This window comes from Paenibacillus ferrarius (genome assembly GCF_002027705.1).
Taxonomy (GTDB): domain Bacteria; phylum Bacillota; class Bacilli; order Paenibacillales; family NBRC-103111; genus Paenibacillus_E; species Paenibacillus_E ferrarius.
This window is the reverse complement of the sequence record NZ_MBTG01000009.1, coordinates 59,689-76,144: the sequence shown is the minus strand read 5'-3', so window position 1 is coordinate 76,144 and position 16,456 is coordinate 59,689. Positions and strand designations below refer to the sequence as shown.

The window sequence follows — 16,456 nt, the reverse complement described above, 5'->3', positions numbered from 1 at the left end:
TGAATGCGAGTCGTGGTTGCTGAAGACCAAGGTATGCTTCGAGGGGCACTGAGTGCTCTGCTGGATCTTGAGGATGATATTGAAGTTGTTGGTCAGGCAGCTAATGGCGAACAGGCTTTGGAAATGATTCAGGCGCTTCAGCCTGATCTCTGTATTATGGATATTGAAATGCCCAAGCTGACAGGCCTGGATGTTGCCGATAAAATAAAAGAAGCAAAAATGACTTGCCGCGTAGTCATCTTGACCACCTTCTCTCGTTCCGGCTATTTTCAGCGAGCGATGAAAGCCGGTGTGCACGGGTACCTGTTGAAGGATGCGCCGATTCAGGAGTTAAGTGAAGCGCTGCGCAAAGTGGAGGGCGGGGGCCGGGCGATTTCACCGGAGCTTGCTCTCCAATTCTGGGAAGCGGAGAATCCGCTCACAAGCAGAGAACAGGACATTCTGAAGCTGATCGCTCAGGGATTATCGGCAGGGGAGATGGCCAAGCAGCTATTTCTCTCGAGCGGTACCATTCGCAACTATGTGTCTGAGATCTTGCAGAAGCTGGATGCCAAGAATCGCATTGATGCGATTGCGATCGCCGAAAAGAACGGTTGGCTTCAATAGATGAGGTTTGAGAAGAGCTCGTGAGCCCGTTAAGGGAGCACGGGTTTTTTGCTTTCTAGGTACTACATAAACATAGTACTTACCCAACGTGCGAAATGACTTACAATGAAAGTAATTTGACCATAGTACAAAAGGGAGGCTTGAATTTGACTGAGATGAAACTAATATTGTTCATATGCGTCTAAGAAGTGTGTATTTATTCATGAAAATTTGTTATTCTGTTAGTTGCAAGATGCTATTGTATTTTATTCTAAAAGATTTGCAACCTTATGAGCCGCAGCTGCGTCTGTAAGATTGCAAGAGGGAGGGATCCCAGTGGTAGCACCCGAACTGGTTAGATCAGCTCAAGCCGGTGATCGTGATGCTCTCATTACCCTATTGCGAGAAATTGAGTCTCACGTCTATAGAACCGCTTATTATATTTTGAATAATGAACAGGATGCCCTTGATGCTTCACAGGAGGCGCTCCTTCGGATTTATACAAAAATTAATTCGTATGAAGAAAAAGCGCTATTCAAGACGTGGGTACAGCGGATTGTAACTAACATCTGCATCGATAAATTTCGCAAGGCGAAACCAACGGTTTCTATTGATGAGCATGATATGACTTTTACTGCAGAGCATAATGTGGAATATGAAATTATGACCGGCTATTTAGCCAAAGACATTCGAGAGGCAATAGATAAGCTTCCCGAGCACCATCGATCTGTCGTTGTTCTTCGTTATTTGCAGGACTTTTCGTATCATGAGATTGCAGAATCGCTGAACTTGCCACTGAATACGGTGAAGTCATACTTATTTCGAGCGAGACAGCAATTGCAGTCGCTGCTCCAAGACTATCAGAAAGGAGGTGTTCGGGGATGAATTGTCAAGAGGTGATGGAATTTATGCAAAGACAACTGGATGGAGATCTGGATGTTCAGGAAGAAGATGAGCTTCACGCTCACCTGGCGCGCTGTTTGGACTGTGCACAGATGTTTGAACGTTTACAGAAATTGTCCGATGAGTTGACCCAATTACCCAAGGTTGTTCCTCCATACAGTTTAGTCGATGCTATTATGCCGCAACTAGCCGAATTGGATAGACAACATGACGCGGCGTCCATTACTGACAAAGTGGCTGTCATTGGCACGAGTACAAGCCAGACCGCCCCTGGGCAGACCTCTAAACTCCCTAGGACACGCCGAATTGGATCGCAATTCTCATGGAAATTCGCAGGCGGGATCGTGGCCGCGGGTCTCATCCTTGGCTTCTTCGTTTTTAATTTGAACCATCCTGTCTTGGATAACGCGGATGGCCTGATGCAGCCACAAAGCAAGTCAGAGTCCAGAAGTGCTGGACAAGGTGGTGCTGGCGATCTTGGAAATAAGGCAGCCGCTAATTCGATGGCTGTGCAGCCATCCAGCAGCCCTGAAAGCAAGCCGGAAGGAACGCCAACACCGACACAGGAAGCCACTTCGGACGCGCCGAAGACAGAGCGCAAAGCGGATGATGCAGCAGGAGCCGGAACAGCGCCTCAGGCCACAACAAGCGCGAAGCTGGAGGAACCGCTGGCCATCAGCAAAGATACACTCAAAGGCTCTGATCAAGTGCCAGTGGCGCCTTCGACGACCGAACCGGAGCGTATGAAGGACCCGAATACGGTGAAGGATTCTGTGATTAACCCAGTTCCTGGGGCGACGAATCCGCCGGTCCAAAGGGACACTTCCGCTAAGCATGACGATGCCAAAGCGGCCAATCAGGCCAAAGCTGGAGAGCAGAAAACGGCGCCGCTTGAGAAGAAAAGTGAAGAATCCAGTGATTCCTTTGGCATTCAATCTTTTTATGTTGCTCCACCGGCTGTAACTTCATTGAAATCTGCCTCAGAGGTTTATTTAGCCGTTGTTGAAGAACAGCATGTTGTCATTCGAAATAGTGCCACGAAAGCCGTTGTTTTCGAATCCAAGCATATTTGGCAAACGGGTGATCAGATTTCACTTTTGGAATGGTCCAAAGATGATATCCTATTTTATCAAACGCAAAGTGGAGACAATCTCCAATCGTTTCGCATCGATCTGAAAGCCAAAACAGAAGTGTCTCCTTAACAATTGCGGCATGCATGCACCAAATGAGCAGTCTCTGTATATACTTTAAGAAGCAGCAGCACGCAGCGCGAAATTGGTGGCTTGTCCACATGGTTTAAGGTTTCTAGAGCCTTTCACCGGTGTTTAAATAGACAAACAAAGGGATTGCGACAGGGTCTTTGGACTTTGACGTAATCCCTTTGTTGTTGGTAGAATGGAAGCAAGGAGTGAACGCTAGCCATGGATGCAAAGAGAGCATTGAAAGATATTCAAGCAGGTCGCCCGGCACCGGTGTATTTGTGCTACGGTCCTGAGAAATATAAGATGAGAGAGTTTATTCAAGTGTTGACAGATTTACTCATTGAACCTGAGCACAAAGAGTTCGCTGTGAGTAAATTTGATTTAAGTGAAATCAGCCTCTCCGCTGTCTTGGAGGATGCTGAGACGCTTCCTTTCATGGTGCCGAAGAAGCTCGTCATTGCCAAAAACGCCTTATTCTTTACAGGCGCCAAGGAGAGCACGAAGATCGAGCATCATCTGGATCGGTTGACGGATTATTTGAAGTCGCCAGCGGAGCATACGGTCGTTGTGTTTACAGTAGATGCGGACAAGCTGGATGAACGCAAGAAAATTGTTAAAGCGGTCAAAGACCTTGAAGCGGCTGTTCCGTTCCTCTCGCTTAGTGCAGATGAATTGCAGGCTTGGGTGGCTAAACAGGCGGAACAGCTGGGCTTTGCATTCGCAAGAGAAGCCGCTGATCAGTTGATCCTGTATACGGGGGGCAATTTGCAGTCTCTTTCCGCAGAAATTGAGAAGATTTCCTTGTATGTGGGTGTGGGTGCAGAGGCGTCCGTGAACGTCATTGATGAGCTCGTGGCTCGGAGCACGGAGCAGAACGTGTTTATTCTCATTGAGGATATTGTCAATGTAAGGCTGGAGAGAGCTTTTGTTATTCTGGAGGAATTGTTGAAACAGCGCGAGGAGCCGATCAAGATCGCTTCGCTTATTGCCCGGCAATTCCGCATTATGCTTCAAGTTAAAGAGCTCAGCAAACAGGGCTACTCCCAGCAGCAGATGGCCTCGCAGATCGGCTTGCATCCGTTTGCCGTGAAAGTCGCCGAAGGACAAGCCCGGCGGTATGATATTCAGAAGCTGAGCGACATCATGTCGCAGCTGGCGGATCTGGATTATCAGATGAAAACAGGGAAAATTGATAAAGTGTTAGGTCTTGAAATGTTTCTTCTTCGGCTTGCTGCCTAAGGAGAAACAACAGCGGAAAAAAGTCCAGCCCTCCGAAGAGAGCTGGACTTTTGCTTTATGTCCTTGTATTACGCTTGGGCCGTAAGAGCGTTCAGCTTTTTAGCCAGACGGGACTTCTTGCGGTTAGCGGCATTTTTATGGATTAAACCTTTAGAAGCTGCTTTGTCTAATTTCTTAGAAGCGTTAATCAGAGCATCTTTGGCAGATTCAACATTATTGCTTGCAGCAGTTTCGAAAGCTTTCACAGCAGTACGCAGAGCGGACTTTTGGGAAGCGTTGCGAAGACGGCGCTTTTCGCTAACTTTTACTCGTTTAATAGCGGATTTAATGTTTGGCATGAAATTCACCTCCTACTTACAAAACACGGTTCAACGTTACATTTGTATGTTTGCTGACAACTTTAAGTATTCTACCATGCAATATTTGAAAATGCAAGACCTGTCAATAGGTTTTCAGTGGTCTTCTTTTTTGTATAAGGCTGAAAAAATCGTCACACAATAAGGGATGCAAGGAACCAGAGAAAGGGGAACGCCAATGGACTTAGGCTCTTTTACAACACATACGGATCTCGCACTAGATGCACGGGATATGGCGCATGCTGCGAATCACGGGCAGCCGCTTCCCGGCATTGAGCAGGAATCTACGCGAGAAAATGGAATTCGAGTGACCAAAATTAACGTTTTGAACGAAGAAGGTTCCAAAGCGCTTGGTAAGCTTCTCGGTCACTATATAACGATAGAAGTGCCTGCCTTGCGGGAAAAAGACAGCCAACTGCAGGATCGTGTTGCCACCAAGCTGGCTCAGGAGTTCGAGCAATTCCTGCGCGAAATCGGCATACCCAAACAAGCAAAGGCTCTCATTATCGGGTTGGGCAATTCCAATGTGACGCCAGATGCGCTTGGCCCTCTTGTGGTAGAGAACATCATGGTCACCAGACACTACTTTGAATTGGTTCCAGACGATGTTAGTCCCGGTTACAGAACTGTTAGTGCTGTGGCGCCAGGCGTGCTTGGAACAACAGGTATTGAAAGCAGCGATATCGTACAGGGGATTGTTGACAAATCGAAGCCGGATTTCATTATTGCTATTGACGCCTTGGCGTCCAGATCTTTGGACCGTGTGAACACCACGATTCAGATTGCCGACACAGGCATTCACCCAGGCTCAGGGATCGGAAATAAGCGCAAAGGGCTGACCAAAGAGAATCTTGGTATTCCTGTCATTGCGATTGGGGTGCCAACCGTTGTTTATGCCTCGACGATCGTGAGCAACGCATTTGACCTCATGCATAAGCATTTTAGCGAGCAGACAAGCAATACAGGGCAGATTCTGGGACTGTTGGACAATATCCATGAAGATGAACGATTGCAGCTGGTGAAGGAAGTCCTGAACCCTGTAGGACACGATCTGCTCGTCACCCCGAAGGAGATTGACCAGTTTATTGAGGATATTGCCAATATAATCGCAAGCGGCTTAAATGCGGCATTACACGACGCTGTAAGCGTGGATAATGTTGCCGCCTATACGCACTAAAACAAGGATGAAGAGCTGGGCCACGACGATAAGTGGAACAGTTCTTTCTTTTTTGTCCAATTTAAGGAAATATGGAAGGAGATAGGAGAACAATGTCGAATTAATGATGATGATCTCTGACGAGGAAGTGATTTTGTTGAGCATTTCACAACAAGCGAAGTTATTTATAGGGTCATCTGCCGAAAGTATTGAAGTTGCAGAAGCCTTGCAGGCCAATCTCCATTATTCATGTGATGTTACGATCTGGAGCCAACTGCTGTTTCCGCCCTCACATACCATCTTGGCCCCGCTTATCCAACAGGCCCAAGCTAGTGATTTTGCTATTTTTGTTTTTCAACCTAACGATTTGACCTTACTCAGAGATTCCCTAGTAAGCTCTGTGCGGGACAACGTCATTCTGGAGCTTGGTCTATTCATTGGACAAATAGGTTTAGAGAGAACCTATTTTCTGATTCCAGAAAGAGAAGAATTACATATTGCCACGGATTTGCTTGGTCTCACGCCGCTTATGTACAATCCTAACCACTCTTCTGGCTTGCTGGCAGGCCTGGGTCCGGCTACTTTCATTGTGAAGCAGATGCTGGGGAGATTAGGGCTGAGACAGAAATGAAGCCTAAACTATTTATTGGCTGTTCCCCGGCGAGTTCGCTTTGGGGTGAATTCTATCAATCTCAGTTGTCTCAGGCAGCCGAGGCAACGCTGATTAATCAAGGGGTGCTGACAGCCTCTCAGCAGAAATTGAAAATGCTCAAGCGGCACATCGAAGAAGCGGATTTTGCTTTGCTGATTGTGACGAAGACGGATTGTCATGATCCTCAGCGGTTTGCGAATATACTTGTGCTAATCGGATTATGTCTTGGGGAGCTTGGTCACAGCCGGACATTTCTGGTGCTGTCCCAAGAGGCTGAGCTGCCTGAATATTTGGAAGGCTATAGCCCTTTGAGATTGGATGATCAACAGGAGAATGCGCAGTTGGCGGAGATGGCCGGACCGCATCTGTATCCGATCAAGCATAGTATGAGTATGCAGAAGAAGCGATATAAGCCGTCTGATATGAAAAAGAATGATGCGATCCGCAGTTTTTTGTTTGATGCTTTGGATTCGCTGAGTGTGTCCAGCGTGGATTATGACCGCGTACTGGATAAATTCCATAAGACATTTGATACCAATTGTGGTATAATCGAGCTTCAAGAAGTCACCGCGGCAACGCTCTTTGAGCTTCTTGTAGACGGTGTGACTTTACAGCAGTTTGGTCGTGCCGGCCAAGTAAGCAACAACCACAGTTTCCACGTCGATGACCCCAACAGTTATTTAGCAGAATGCTATCGAGGCCAAGATACGAACATCTACCTAGGCCGAGCCAAGGATAAGGAAGATGGCGAGTATGAATATATTTACTGCATTAAGCTGCATCCAACGATCGTTTCATCCATCCATTTCAAAACGAAAGATGATATCCCGGCGCGCAGCCATCATCAAGTCATGATGGAATTATCCGAAAGAAATGCGAAGCTTGTGTCTTCTCTCAAATCGATTGTGAAAGGAAGGATTCTCTATGCTGAAGCACATGAAGAAAGTTCGTAACCGATCAACTCCCAAGAATGAACATAAATCGAGCGACAAGACGCTGCTCAAACTATATACAGGTCCCACCGTTTTGAACAAAACAAGCGGGGTGACTATCGTAGCCAAAGGCTCATTCGATTTTGAATCGCTTGCATAGCTACAGCCCATGTGAAGAACCCCGAAAGGGGTTCTTTTTTCGTTGCAGGGCAGGGGAGGGAAACGGAACTATGATCCTTTATTTGCTCCATGAGAGCCCTTTTGCTGGCTGAATGGGAACTACAGTACGCTAAACTGCTTAATTCTGCTTTATTTCATCATCGGAAGAGGAAATAAGGGATCACAGTTCCCTTTCATCCTCCAAAATGGGATTTTGGATCAAATAGGGGATCATAGTTCCCATTGGCCAGCATGAAGCACATGCAGAGTGTCAGTGCACAGGTTGCATCACAGGCATCACAGGTATTACAGGAATCACAGACATCACAGACATCACATGTAGGACCCATTGCTCGTTCATGATTGCTTTCTCTATCTTCCCTCTATCAAATTTTCTAGTGATTCGAGTTCTAGCGAAGAGGCTCGTTTCATAGATTAAATTAAGAGAGATTAGGAGGAATCAAACGATGAAATGGACATCAGCTACATTAAATCTCAGCCATGTTCGCAAAACGTTTCAGAGCGCAAGTTCCGTCGGCAAAGCATTTTTCATTCTCAGCGCAGCTACCCTTGCTATTTTTGTGCTCATTGGTGTGGGAGGGGTGCTGCAGAGTAGATTCATGACAACCTCCCCTGTTTCGTCCATGAAAAGCCTAGCTGCTTCCGTCACGAATCAATTTTTCATCGATATGCTGGGCATGGAAGTGCCGCATCTAAATAAAGATCAGAAAAAATTCACTTTTTCACAGCATAATGTTTTTCATTTTGCTTTCCAGTTCATGACGGATATTAACCCGAACGATCCCAGAAGTTTGGTCGCGAGTGAAGTGCCAGGGATGGATGCGAATAAAACAACGGTTTTGGTAAGAGGCAGTGCGCCCAATCCCAGTGACCCGATCGACTACAATCCCAATTCGCGGGATCTGCAGGCGGAAGCGATCAATCCAATGGCTTCACAATCACCAGAGCCTTCACCGATAGCCAGTTCTACTCCGATTGCGAATCCGGTTGGACAGCCGCCGCGGACGGCGGGAGACAATATAGCCTTCATTTACCAGACACATAGCAATGAATCTTATTTGCCGGAGCTCAAAGGCGTTACGAATCCAGACAAAGCCTATAGTGATAAAGTCAATGTCATTTCCGTTGGTCAACGCTTGGCGCAAAATCTGGAGAAGGACGGCATCGGCGCTGTTCATTCGCAAACCGTTTACCCAAGCACGGTCAAAAACTTTGATTACCCGTACTCCTATAAATATTCGTTGAAAACCTTGCAGGAAGCCGCAGCTACACATCCAGACTTGCAGTATTTCTTCGATATTCACCGAGATTCCGCTGTTCGGGATAAGACGACCACCACGATCGGTGGCAAGGATTATGCCCAAGTTTATTTCATTATCGGAGGCAAAAATCCAAATTGGAAGAAGAATGAAGAATTTGCCAACATGATCCATCAAGTGCTAGAAGCCAAACATCCCGGAATATCGAAGGGAATTCATGCGAAGGAAGCGACAGAAGGCAATAATGGCTTATATAATCAAAACTTTTCGCCGAATTCACTGTTGATTGAAGTGGGCGGTCCTTATAACACGCTTGAAGAGTGCTACCGAACAACCGACTGGCTGGCCGAAGCGATTTCCGAAGTGATTTTGAATGCGAAGAAAGTAGATATTCCCCTTACGACACCTAAACAATCTTAAGGATGCTAGTTTGGGAGCATAATGCTTATGAACGCTAAGGAGGTTTTCAGGATGAAGCTGAGGCAGTTTTATGTGAAAGTGGGCTTGTTCGGTTTGCTGCTGTTATTTTGTATTTTGTTCGGAGTTAGCTTGGCCTCGAACGGGATGGATCGCATTCAAGGGCCTCAGCCTTCCTCGCAAGCAATGCAGCCTGTGGCTGCAGCCTCCACAGGCAAGGGGCAAGCTTCGCCCGCGCCTGCGGCCAAAGCCAAAGGGGACACGCCAGCCAAAGCTCAAACTGCCGCCAAATCAGACGCAGGCTCTAAGTCTGAACCGGTGGCGGATCACGATAATTCCTTGAATCACGTAGGCAATAAATTAGGTGATCTTCTGCAAATTGCCTCCCATCATGGAATTCGCTTATTCGTCTCGTTGTTTGACGCGTTATTGGGCAAAGGTTAGAAGGCACATTGCTGACACTTCCCACAACTGCTATAATGAAAATTATTTGCATGTAGTGGGGGTTAGTACTTTAGCATGACAGACATTCGAGCAAGACAAGAACGAATTCGCAACTTTTCAATTATCGCGCATATTGATCACGGCAAATCAACATTGGCCGACCGTATTTTGGAATATACAGGCGCCCTCTCGTCACGCGAGATGCAAGAACAAGTGCTTGACCAGATGGATCTGGAGCGGGAACGCGGGATTACGATCAAACTGCAAGCCGTTCGATTAGGCTACCGTGCAGATGATGGTGTCGATTATATCCTTAACTTGATTGATACACCGGGACATGTAGACTTTACATACGAGGTTTCCCGAAGCTTGGCAGCTTGTGAAGGCGCATTGCTGGTTGTTGACGCAGCGCAAGGTATTGAAGCTCAAACATTGGCTAACGTATACCTCGCCTTGGAAAACAACCTGGAAATTCTACCTGTCATCAATAAAATTGATTTGCCAAGCGCCGATCCGGACAAAGTGAAGCAGGAGATCGAAGATGTCATCGGACTGGATGCCAGTGAGGCTGTTCATGCTTCTGCGAAAGCCGGTATCGGGATTAAAGAAATCATTGAGCAAATTTGTCAAAAGGTTCCGGCACCGCAAGGCAACCCGGACAACCCGCTTAAAGCGTTGATCTTCGACTCCCATTACGATAGCTACAAAGGCGTAATCGTGTATGTGCGTGTCATGGACGGCTCGATCAAAGCAGGCTCCAAAATTAAAATGATGGCGACCAACAAAACGTTTGAAGTTATTGAAGTTGGGGCATTCATGCCGAGAATGTCATCTGTTCCTTCCCTTGAGGTTGGAGACGTAGGATTCATTGTTGCAGGTATCAAAAATGTCGGAGATACGCGAGTCGGGGATACTGTCACCGAAGCGGCTCGCCCTGCACCTGAAGCGCTGCCTGGTTATCGCCGGATTAACCCGATGGTATTCTGCGGATTGTATCCGATTGAAACCACCGATTACAATGATCTGCGCGAGGCTTTGCAGAAGCTTGAGCTTAACGATGCTTCCTTGCGATTTGAACCGGAAACCTCAACAGCTTTGGGCTTTGGCTTCCGCTGCGGTTTCTTGGGATTGCTGCACATGGAAATCATTCAGGAACGGATCGAGCGCGAGTTCAACATTCCGTTGATTACGACAGCGCCAAGCGTTATTTATCGCATCACCTTGACGAATGGCGATACGATGGAGATTGATAACCCGTCGAACTATCCGGATCCGCAACGCATCGACTTCGTGGAAGAGCCTTATGTGAAAGCGTCCGTTATTGTGCCAAATGATTATGTAGGTACGATTATGGAGCTTTGCCAAGGCAAACGCGGTGAATATTTGAACATGGAATATCTGGACACCAATCGGGTGACATTGACGTACGAAATTCCGTTATCCGAAATTGTTTATGATTTCTTCGATATGCTGAAGTCAAGAACCAAAGGCTACGCTTCGTTTGACTATGAAGTGAGCGGCTACAAGAGATCCAATCTCGTGAAGATGGATATCCTTTTGAATGCGGAGCAAGTCGATGCGCTTTCCTTCATCGTTCACCGGGATACGGCGTATCATCGCGGGAAAATCATTTGCGATAAACTGAAGGAACTCATCCCGCGGCAAATGTTCGAGGTGCCGATTCAAGCGGCGATTGGACAGAAAATTGTTGCGCGTGAGACTGTTAAAGCGATGCGCAAAAACGTCCTAGCCAAATGTTACGGCGGTGACATCTCACGGAAGCGTAAATTGCTGGACAAGCAAAAAGAAGGTAAAAAACGGATGAAACAAGTAGGCAGCGTTGAGGTGCCGCAAGAAGCGTTCATGGCCGTCCTCAAAATTGACGAATAGTTTGGAACGAATGAGAAGCTGGGGTGGCAGAGTACTCTGCCCCTTGGCTTTTTCTCAATAGAAAGGAAATACCTTTATGTTAGTTAGCTATGCAGCTCCAACTGCGGTGTATATTCATATCCCATTTTGTACGAACAAATGTCATTATTGTGATTTCAATTCCTATGTGCTTAAAGGGCAGCCGCTCATGGAGTACTTGGATGCGCTCGAGCGCGAGATGGAGCTGACGGTTCGCCAGCATCCGCCCGCCAAGGTGGAGACGATTTTCGTTGGAGGAGGGACACCGACGGTGCTGCTTCCTGATCAAATGGAGCGGTTCCTGCGCATTGTCCGCACGTATTTCCCTGCAGACCCCGCACAGGTTGAATTCTCGATGGAAGCCAATCCGGGGACGACAGATATCGATAAATTGGCTGTTATGAAAGAAGGCGGCGTTAATCGGATCAGCTTTGGGGTGCAATCCTTCAATAATGACATCCTGGCGACGATTGGGCGTATTCATAATACAGATGATGTGCATCGAAGTATCGAGAATGCCAAAAAGCTTGGGTTTGACAATCTCTCCATCGATTTAATGTTCGGACTTCCGAAACAAACGGTGGAGATCATGCAAGCAACTTTGGATGAGGCGCTTTCGCTGGATCTTCAGCATTACTCGATTTATAGCTTGAAAGTAGAGGAAAACACCCTGTTCCATACGTTGTTCAACAAAAATCAGCTGCCGCTGCCAAGCGAAGATGAGGAAGTTGATATGTATGAGCTCATTATGAAAAGGTTGGAAACAGCGGGATATAAGCAATATGAGATAAGCAATTTCGCTAAACCAGGTCGTGAAAGCAGACATAATTCGATGTATTGGCGCAATCGCTCCTACTACGGGCTAGGTGCAGGCGCGCATGGATATATGAACAGGCAGCGGCACGTCAATGTAAAAGGAATTCAGCCTTACATCGACGCTACGAAGGCAGGCTTGCCGATCATGGAGCAGTTTGAAGTCTCGCAGCAGGAAGCCATGGAGGATTTCATGATGGTGGGCTTGCGGTTGTTGGAAGGTGTGCGCAATAGTGATTTCGCAGAGCAATTTGGCACATCCATTGAATCTCAGTTCGGAGATACATTGCAAGGATGGCTGCAAAAACAGCTCCTTGAACAAACGCCGGAAGGCTATCGTTTATCCAAGCAAGGCATCTTGCTGGGCAACGAAGTGTTTGCTTCATTCTTAACCTAAAAGTGCGGAAGGAATAGCGCTGTTGCGGGTACAAAAAAACCTTGTGCAAATATACGGTTTGATGTATATTTATACATGAATCCACTAGTGCTGCCGCGGTAGACCCGTAAGGTCTCTCGGAAGCTAGCATGGATTTTATGCATTTTTGTAACGATTGGTGGGATGACCGTGAATTCATCAACGACAGTGTCCGTAAGAAAAGCATCTATGAGCGACATAGATAAGCTTTTTGACATTATACAAGGCTATGCCAAACAGGGAATCATGCTGCCTCGCAGCAAGGAGATGCTGGAGGATCAGATTGATACCTTCGTTGTCGCCGAATACGATGGGCTGCTTATCGGCTGCGGCTCCTTGACCAGGCTTGGGCCAGATCTAGTCGAGATCCGCTCGCTGGGGATGACCCAAGGCTACAAGGGGCAAGGCATTGGCGGCAAGCTTGTAGATTTCCTAGTTGAAGACGCGAGGAGCCAAGGGATTAAGAAAGTGATGGCACTCACGTATGAGGTTGCTTTTTTCCAAAAAAACGGCTTTACCCTTGTACCAAAAGAGATTTTTCCAGAGAAGGTTTGGAAAGATTGCATGCATTGCAAAAAACAGTACTGCTGCGATGAAATCGCCGTACTTAAACGTTTGGATTGACTTGACAACAGACCTTAGGGTCTGTTATTTTTGTATTAGGAATTAGCACTCACTAAATACGAGTGCTAACGAAAGTGGACAATAGCGATTTGTGAAGAGGAGGGGTACTTGATGCTGACAGAACGCCAGCGTATGATTTTAAGTGCTATCATTGATGATTATGTTCGTTCAGCTGAACCGATTGGTTCACGAAGTATTTCAAAACGGGGCAATGTTGGATTCAGTCCGGCAACGATTCGTAACGAAATGTCCGATCTCGAAGAGATGGGCTACCTGGAGCAGCCGCATACGTCTGCAGGCCGCATTCCCTCACACAAAGGTTATCGCTATTATGTCGATCACTTGATGCAGCATGGTGCTTTGCATGAGAATGATTTGGACTCGATGAAGGGTGCTTTTGCCGAGCGGATTCAAGAGATGGAAGGCGTGATCCAGCATGTCGCCGGAATGCTCTCCAGCCTTACGAATTATACGTCGATTGTGCTCGGGCCCGAGGTGTTCAGTACGACACTGAAGCATTTGCAGATTATCCCGCTTTCGGATACAACCGCGGTTGCTATCATTGTCATGAATACGGGCCATGTAGAGAACAAAACCGTGACGATTCCAGAAGGCATTAAGATGTCTGAAATTGAAAAGGTCGTCAACCTTCTGAACGCAAGACTCCAGAACGTGCCGCTGATTCAGTTTAAATCTAGGCTTTACAATGAAATTTCTGAAGAATTAGGCAAATATGTGAACGGGTATCAAGAGCTGCTGGCCGTGATCGAAAGCGTGCTGCAGAGTGATGAGAAAGATCGTGTCTTCCTAAGCGGGATGACGAATATGCTGACTCAACCAGAGTTTAAAGACGTGGAGAAAGTTAAAAGCATTTTCGATCTCTTGGAAGAAGCTCCTACGCTCATCAAATTGTTTACACCGTCCAATGAAGGCATTGAGATCAAAATCGGTGCCGAAAATAGTATTGAAGCTATCAATAACTGCAGCTTAATAACAGCCTCCTATTCGATTAGCGGTCAGCCGCTAGGTACGATAGGGATACTAGGACCAACGCGAATGGAATATGGAAGAGTTATTAATTTGATGGCTCATTTGTCCAAACACCTGGAAATTGTGCTCGGGCGCTGGTATGGCAAATGAGCGTAAATAAGACGATTCACAGCGAGGGCGAAGAACGTTATTCGACGCTCGTTAATAACGCAGCAGCAGTAAGAGCCATTTGCTCCGCGGTCGAAGGCACCCTTGGTCCTAAAGGGCTGGACACGATGCTGGTAGGCGGGCAGGGTGAAGTGATCATTACCAATGATGGGGTAACCATTTTGGAAAAGATGGATGTCACGCATCCCGCAGCAAGGCTGATGATTCAAGTAGCCCGAAGCCAGCAGCGGCAGATTGGCGACGGAACAACAACCGCAACGGTGCTTGCAGGCGCACTCGTACAGGAAGGCGTCGCTCAAGTGACGCGCGGCGTGCCGGTAGCGAAGGTCGTCAGCGGGATGCTGCAAGGCATCGAGCTGGCGGTGACAAGCTTGCAAGGACGCAGCCGCGCCATTGAGAGCTTGAGTGACAATGCGCTGAAGCGCATTGCGATTACGGCAGGCAGGGAGCAGGCGGATATCGCCGGGCTCATCATTCAAGCTGCCGAAGCCGTCGGTGAGGCCAAGCTTCGCGAAGACGGCTATCGTTTCGCGGACAGTGTGCTCGCCCACGAAGAGGCGAGCAGCGAGGTATGGACCGGCATTCTGCTGAACCAGAAGCCGATGAACCTGCATCTCGATGAGGAAGCGCGGCGAGATGTCCGCATCCTCGTGCTGCATGACGCCTTGGAGCCTGAGGCGGTCAGCGAGGAATCGCTGGTCACCGAGGCAGGCTTCCAGCGCTACATGCAGCTGCGGGAGCAGTTCCGCAGCAGCCTCGGGTTGCTGCAGGAGCTTGGCGTCGGTCTGATTGCTTCAGACCGCGGGGTTGATCCGGAGGCGGAGCAGTTCTGCTCCGACCATGGCATTCTCGTGCTGCAGCGGCTGTCCCGCCGGGACCTGCAGCTGCTGAGCGAGCACACCGGCGCTAGGCCGGTGCGGCGCACGGCGCTGCGCAAGAGCGCGCCGGAGCTGGGGGCCGCGCTTGGGAGCGCGGGCTATGCCGCGTACGATGAGCGGCTGGAGCGCGTGCGCGTTGCCGGCGGTCACGGCGATCAGCACGTGACCGTGATCGTCGGCGCCGCAACGCGCGAAGCGGCGCATGAGCGCTCGCGCATCGCGAAGGATGCGGCTTCGGCCGTACAGGCCGCCGTCCGCGGCGGGTACTTGCCAGGAGGCGGCGCCGCGGAGATGGCAGTCGCCCATGATTTGGAGCGCGCCCGCGAGACGATGAAGGGCATGGAAGGCTTCGGTGTTGCCGCTGTTGCGGGGGCACTGCGCAAGCCGCTGGCACAAATCGTTGTGAATGCAGGCTACAATCCACTGGAAAAGGTCGAAGAGCTGAAAGCGGCGCAGCTAGCGCTTAGCACGGACAGCCTCGGCATTGACTGCGATACCGGTCAAGTGACGGATTTCGTCCATGCGGGTATCGTAGATCCGGCAGACGTTAAGATTCACGCCTTGCAAGCAGCAGGAGAGGTCGCAGCTGCTGTACTGCGTATTCATACAGTAATCAAGATGAAACAGCCTTTTGAAGAGGCCTAAAGCTGGGCAAACTGACGTTAGAGAGAATATGTTGTATTATGTTTAGGAGGTGAAGGACAATTGAGTACTGGAGATAACAAAACAGCCGAGCAAGATGTAAACACTACATACGCAGCCGAAGGTGAGCAAGAAACAACGGCTCAAGATTCGCAAACAGAAGCTTCTGAAGAAGTGAAAGAAGTTAGCGAATTGGAAGCGGCGCGTGTGCAAGCCGAAGAAAACTATCAGCGTTTATTACGCGTTCAAGCGGACTTCGACAACTTCCGCCGCCGCGCTAGAGCGGAGAAGGAAGATTTCGCGAAATACGCTTCGCTTAAATTGATTGAACAGCTTTTGCCGATTGTAGATAACTTCGATCGCGCGCTGTCTTCAAGCAAAGAGACGAAGGATTTCGACGCATTGGTGAAAGGCTTGGATATGACGTACCGTGGAATCGATCAACTGCTAACCGCAGAAGGGCTTAAGCGTATCGAATCCGTAGGTCACCCGTTCAATCCGGAGTTCCATCAAGCGGTTATGCAGGTTGAATCCGATGAGCATGAAGAAGGTATCGTCGTGGAAGAACTGCAAAAAGGCTACATGCTTAAAGATAAAGTCATCCGACCAGCCATGGTCAAGGTCAGCGTCTAAAGATCTTATTAATTAAAATTACAAATAACCAATATGTTCCCCAGGAGCAAAAGGAGGCAG

At 48.2% G+C, this 16,456-nt stretch carries 17 protein-coding genes; 16 read left to right on the top strand and 1 reads right to left on the bottom strand.

The features are described 5' to 3' along the window. The first annotated feature begins 3 nt into the window (after positions 1-3). The 4 genes from BC351_RS10960 to holA all read left to right on the top strand — a co-directional run bounded on the left by BC351_RS10960 (position 4) and on the right by holA (position 3,929). A complete protein-coding gene (locus tag BC351_RS10960; protein WP_079411755.1) occupies positions 4-606 on the top strand; it encodes a response regulator transcription factor in 603 nt (200 codons plus the stop codon). A gap of 315 nt (positions 607-921) precedes the next feature. Continuing rightward, a complete protein-coding gene (locus BC351_RS10955; protein ID WP_079411753.1) occupies positions 922-1,470 on the top strand; it encodes an RNA polymerase sigma factor in 549 nt (182 codons plus the stop codon). Then, entirely contained in the window at positions 1,467-2,690 is a 1,224-nt protein-coding gene (locus BC351_RS10950) for an anti-sigma factor (RefSeq protein WP_079411751.1), read from the top strand. Before BC351_RS10955 ends, BC351_RS10950 begins: the two co-directional genes overlap by 4 nt. A 219-nt stretch (positions 2,691-2,909) precedes the next feature. Beyond that, entirely contained in the window at positions 2,910-3,929 is a 1,020-nt protein-coding gene (gene holA / locus BC351_RS10945) for a DNA polymerase III subunit delta (protein WP_079411749.1), read from the top strand. A 68-nt stretch (positions 3,930-3,997) separates the two neighbouring features. On the opposite strand, the gene rpsT is transcribed toward holA, so the two are convergent. Next, a complete protein-coding gene (gene rpsT / locus BC351_RS10940) occupies positions 3,998-4,267 on the bottom strand; it encodes a 30S ribosomal protein S20 (RefSeq protein WP_079411747.1) in 270 nt (89 codons plus the stop codon). A 196-nt stretch (positions 4,268-4,463) separates the two neighbouring features. Between rpsT and gpr the strand changes: the two genes are divergently transcribed. From gpr to grpE, 12 genes are all read left to right on the top strand, one after another. Further along, entirely contained in the window at positions 4,464-5,462 is a 999-nt protein-coding gene (gene gpr / locus BC351_RS10935; protein ID WP_079411744.1) for a GPR endopeptidase, read from the top strand. Between the two features lie 136 nt (positions 5,463-5,598). Beyond that, a complete protein-coding gene (locus BC351_RS10930) occupies positions 5,599-6,072 on the top strand; it encodes a TIR domain-containing protein (protein ID WP_208629677.1) in 474 nt (157 codons plus the stop codon). Continuing rightward, on the top strand, positions 6,069-7,046 hold the full coding sequence (locus tag BC351_RS10925) for a TIR domain-containing protein (protein ID WP_079411740.1): 978 nt from the start codon (positions 6,069-6,071) through the stop codon (positions 7,044-7,046). Before BC351_RS10930 ends, BC351_RS10925 begins: the two co-directional genes overlap by 4 nt. Then, positions 7,018-7,185, top strand: a complete 168-nt coding sequence (locus tag BC351_RS42180; RefSeq protein ID WP_158082051.1) for a hypothetical protein — start codon at positions 7,018-7,020, stop codon at positions 7,183-7,185. Before BC351_RS10925 ends, BC351_RS42180 begins: the two co-directional genes overlap by 29 nt. Positions 7,186-7,651: 466 nt before the next feature. Then, positions 7,652-8,884, top strand: coding sequence for a stage II sporulation protein P (gene spoIIP, locus BC351_RS10920; protein WP_079411738.1), 1,233 nt, complete (start codon positions 7,652-7,654; stop codon positions 8,882-8,884). 51 nt (positions 8,885-8,935) lie between these two features. After that, a complete protein-coding gene (locus tag BC351_RS10915; protein ID WP_079411736.1) occupies positions 8,936-9,325 on the top strand; it encodes a DUF3679 domain-containing protein in 390 nt (129 codons plus the stop codon). Between the two features lie 75 nt (positions 9,326-9,400). After that, positions 9,401-11,215 carry a translation elongation factor 4 gene (lepA, locus tag BC351_RS10910; protein ID WP_079411734.1) on the top strand — a complete coding sequence of 605 codons (1,815 nt, stop codon included), beginning with the start codon at positions 9,401-9,403 and terminating at the stop codon, positions 11,213-11,215. Positions 11,216-11,291: 76 nt separating this feature from the next. Next, a complete protein-coding gene (hemW, locus tag BC351_RS10905) occupies positions 11,292-12,443 on the top strand; it encodes a radical SAM family heme chaperone HemW (RefSeq protein WP_079411732.1) in 1,152 nt (383 codons plus the stop codon). A 168-nt stretch (positions 12,444-12,611) separates the two neighbouring features. Further along, the gene (locus tag BC351_RS10900) at positions 12,612-13,085 is read left to right on the top strand and encodes an N-acetyltransferase (RefSeq protein ID WP_279628333.1); all 474 of its coding nucleotides are present in this window, start codon (positions 12,612-12,614) and stop codon (positions 13,083-13,085) included. Positions 13,086-13,196: 111 nt separating this feature from the next. Continuing rightward, entirely contained in the window at positions 13,197-14,225 is a 1,029-nt protein-coding gene (gene hrcA / locus BC351_RS10895; RefSeq protein ID WP_079411727.1) for a heat-inducible transcriptional repressor HrcA, read from the top strand. Continuing rightward, positions 14,222-15,766 (top strand): TCP-1/cpn60 chaperonin family protein, encoded by a 1,545-nt coding sequence (locus BC351_RS10890; protein WP_079411725.1) that lies wholly within the window; start codon positions 14,222-14,224, stop codon positions 15,764-15,766. The genes hrcA and BC351_RS10890 overlap by 4 nt, the downstream gene beginning before the upstream one ends. Positions 15,767-15,826: 60 nt before the next feature. After that, positions 15,827-16,396 carry a nucleotide exchange factor GrpE gene (gene grpE, locus BC351_RS10885; RefSeq protein ID WP_079411723.1) on the top strand — a complete coding sequence of 190 codons (570 nt, stop codon included), beginning with the start codon at positions 15,827-15,829 and terminating at the stop codon, positions 16,394-16,396. The last annotated feature ends 60 nt before the right edge of the window (positions 16,397-16,456 follow it).

What these genes read in the sequence shown, in the direction of transcription:
- BC351_RS10960 (WP_079411755.1), top strand. Translation starts at nt 4, where the DNA reads ATGCGAGTCGTGGTTGCTGAAGACCAAGGTATGCTTCGAGGGGCACTG.
- BC351_RS10950 (WP_079411751.1), top strand. Translation starts at nt 1,467, where the DNA reads ATGAATTGTCAAGAGGTGATGGAATTTATGCAAAGACAACTGGATGGA.
- holA (WP_079411749.1), top strand. Translation starts at nt 2,910, where the DNA reads ATGGATGCAAAGAGAGCATTGAAAGATATTCAAGCAGGTCGCCCGGCA.
- rpsT (WP_079411747.1), bottom strand. Translation starts at nt 4,267, where the DNA reads ATGCCAAACATTAAATCCGCTATTAAACGAGTAAAAGTTAGCGAAAAG.
- gpr (WP_079411744.1), top strand. Translation starts at nt 4,464, where the DNA reads ATGGACTTAGGCTCTTTTACAACACATACGGATCTCGCACTAGATGCA.
- BC351_RS10925 (WP_079411740.1), top strand. Translation starts at nt 6,069, where the DNA reads ATGAAGCCTAAACTATTTATTGGCTGTTCCCCGGCGAGTTCGCTTTGG.
- BC351_RS42180 (WP_158082051.1), top strand. Translation starts at nt 7,018, where the DNA reads ATGCTGAAGCACATGAAGAAAGTTCGTAACCGATCAACTCCCAAGAAT.
- spoIIP (WP_079411738.1), top strand. Translation starts at nt 7,652, where the DNA reads ATGAAATGGACATCAGCTACATTAAATCTCAGCCATGTTCGCAAAACG.
- BC351_RS10915 (WP_079411736.1), top strand. Translation starts at nt 8,936, where the DNA reads ATGAAGCTGAGGCAGTTTTATGTGAAAGTGGGCTTGTTCGGTTTGCTG.
- lepA (WP_079411734.1), top strand. Translation starts at nt 9,401, where the DNA reads ATGACAGACATTCGAGCAAGACAAGAACGAATTCGCAACTTTTCAATT.
- hemW (WP_079411732.1), top strand. Translation starts at nt 11,292, where the DNA reads ATGTTAGTTAGCTATGCAGCTCCAACTGCGGTGTATATTCATATCCCA.
- hrcA (WP_079411727.1), top strand. Translation starts at nt 13,197, where the DNA reads ATGCTGACAGAACGCCAGCGTATGATTTTAAGTGCTATCATTGATGAT.
- BC351_RS10890 (WP_079411725.1), top strand. Translation starts at nt 14,222, where the DNA reads ATGAGCGTAAATAAGACGATTCACAGCGAGGGCGAAGAACGTTATTCG.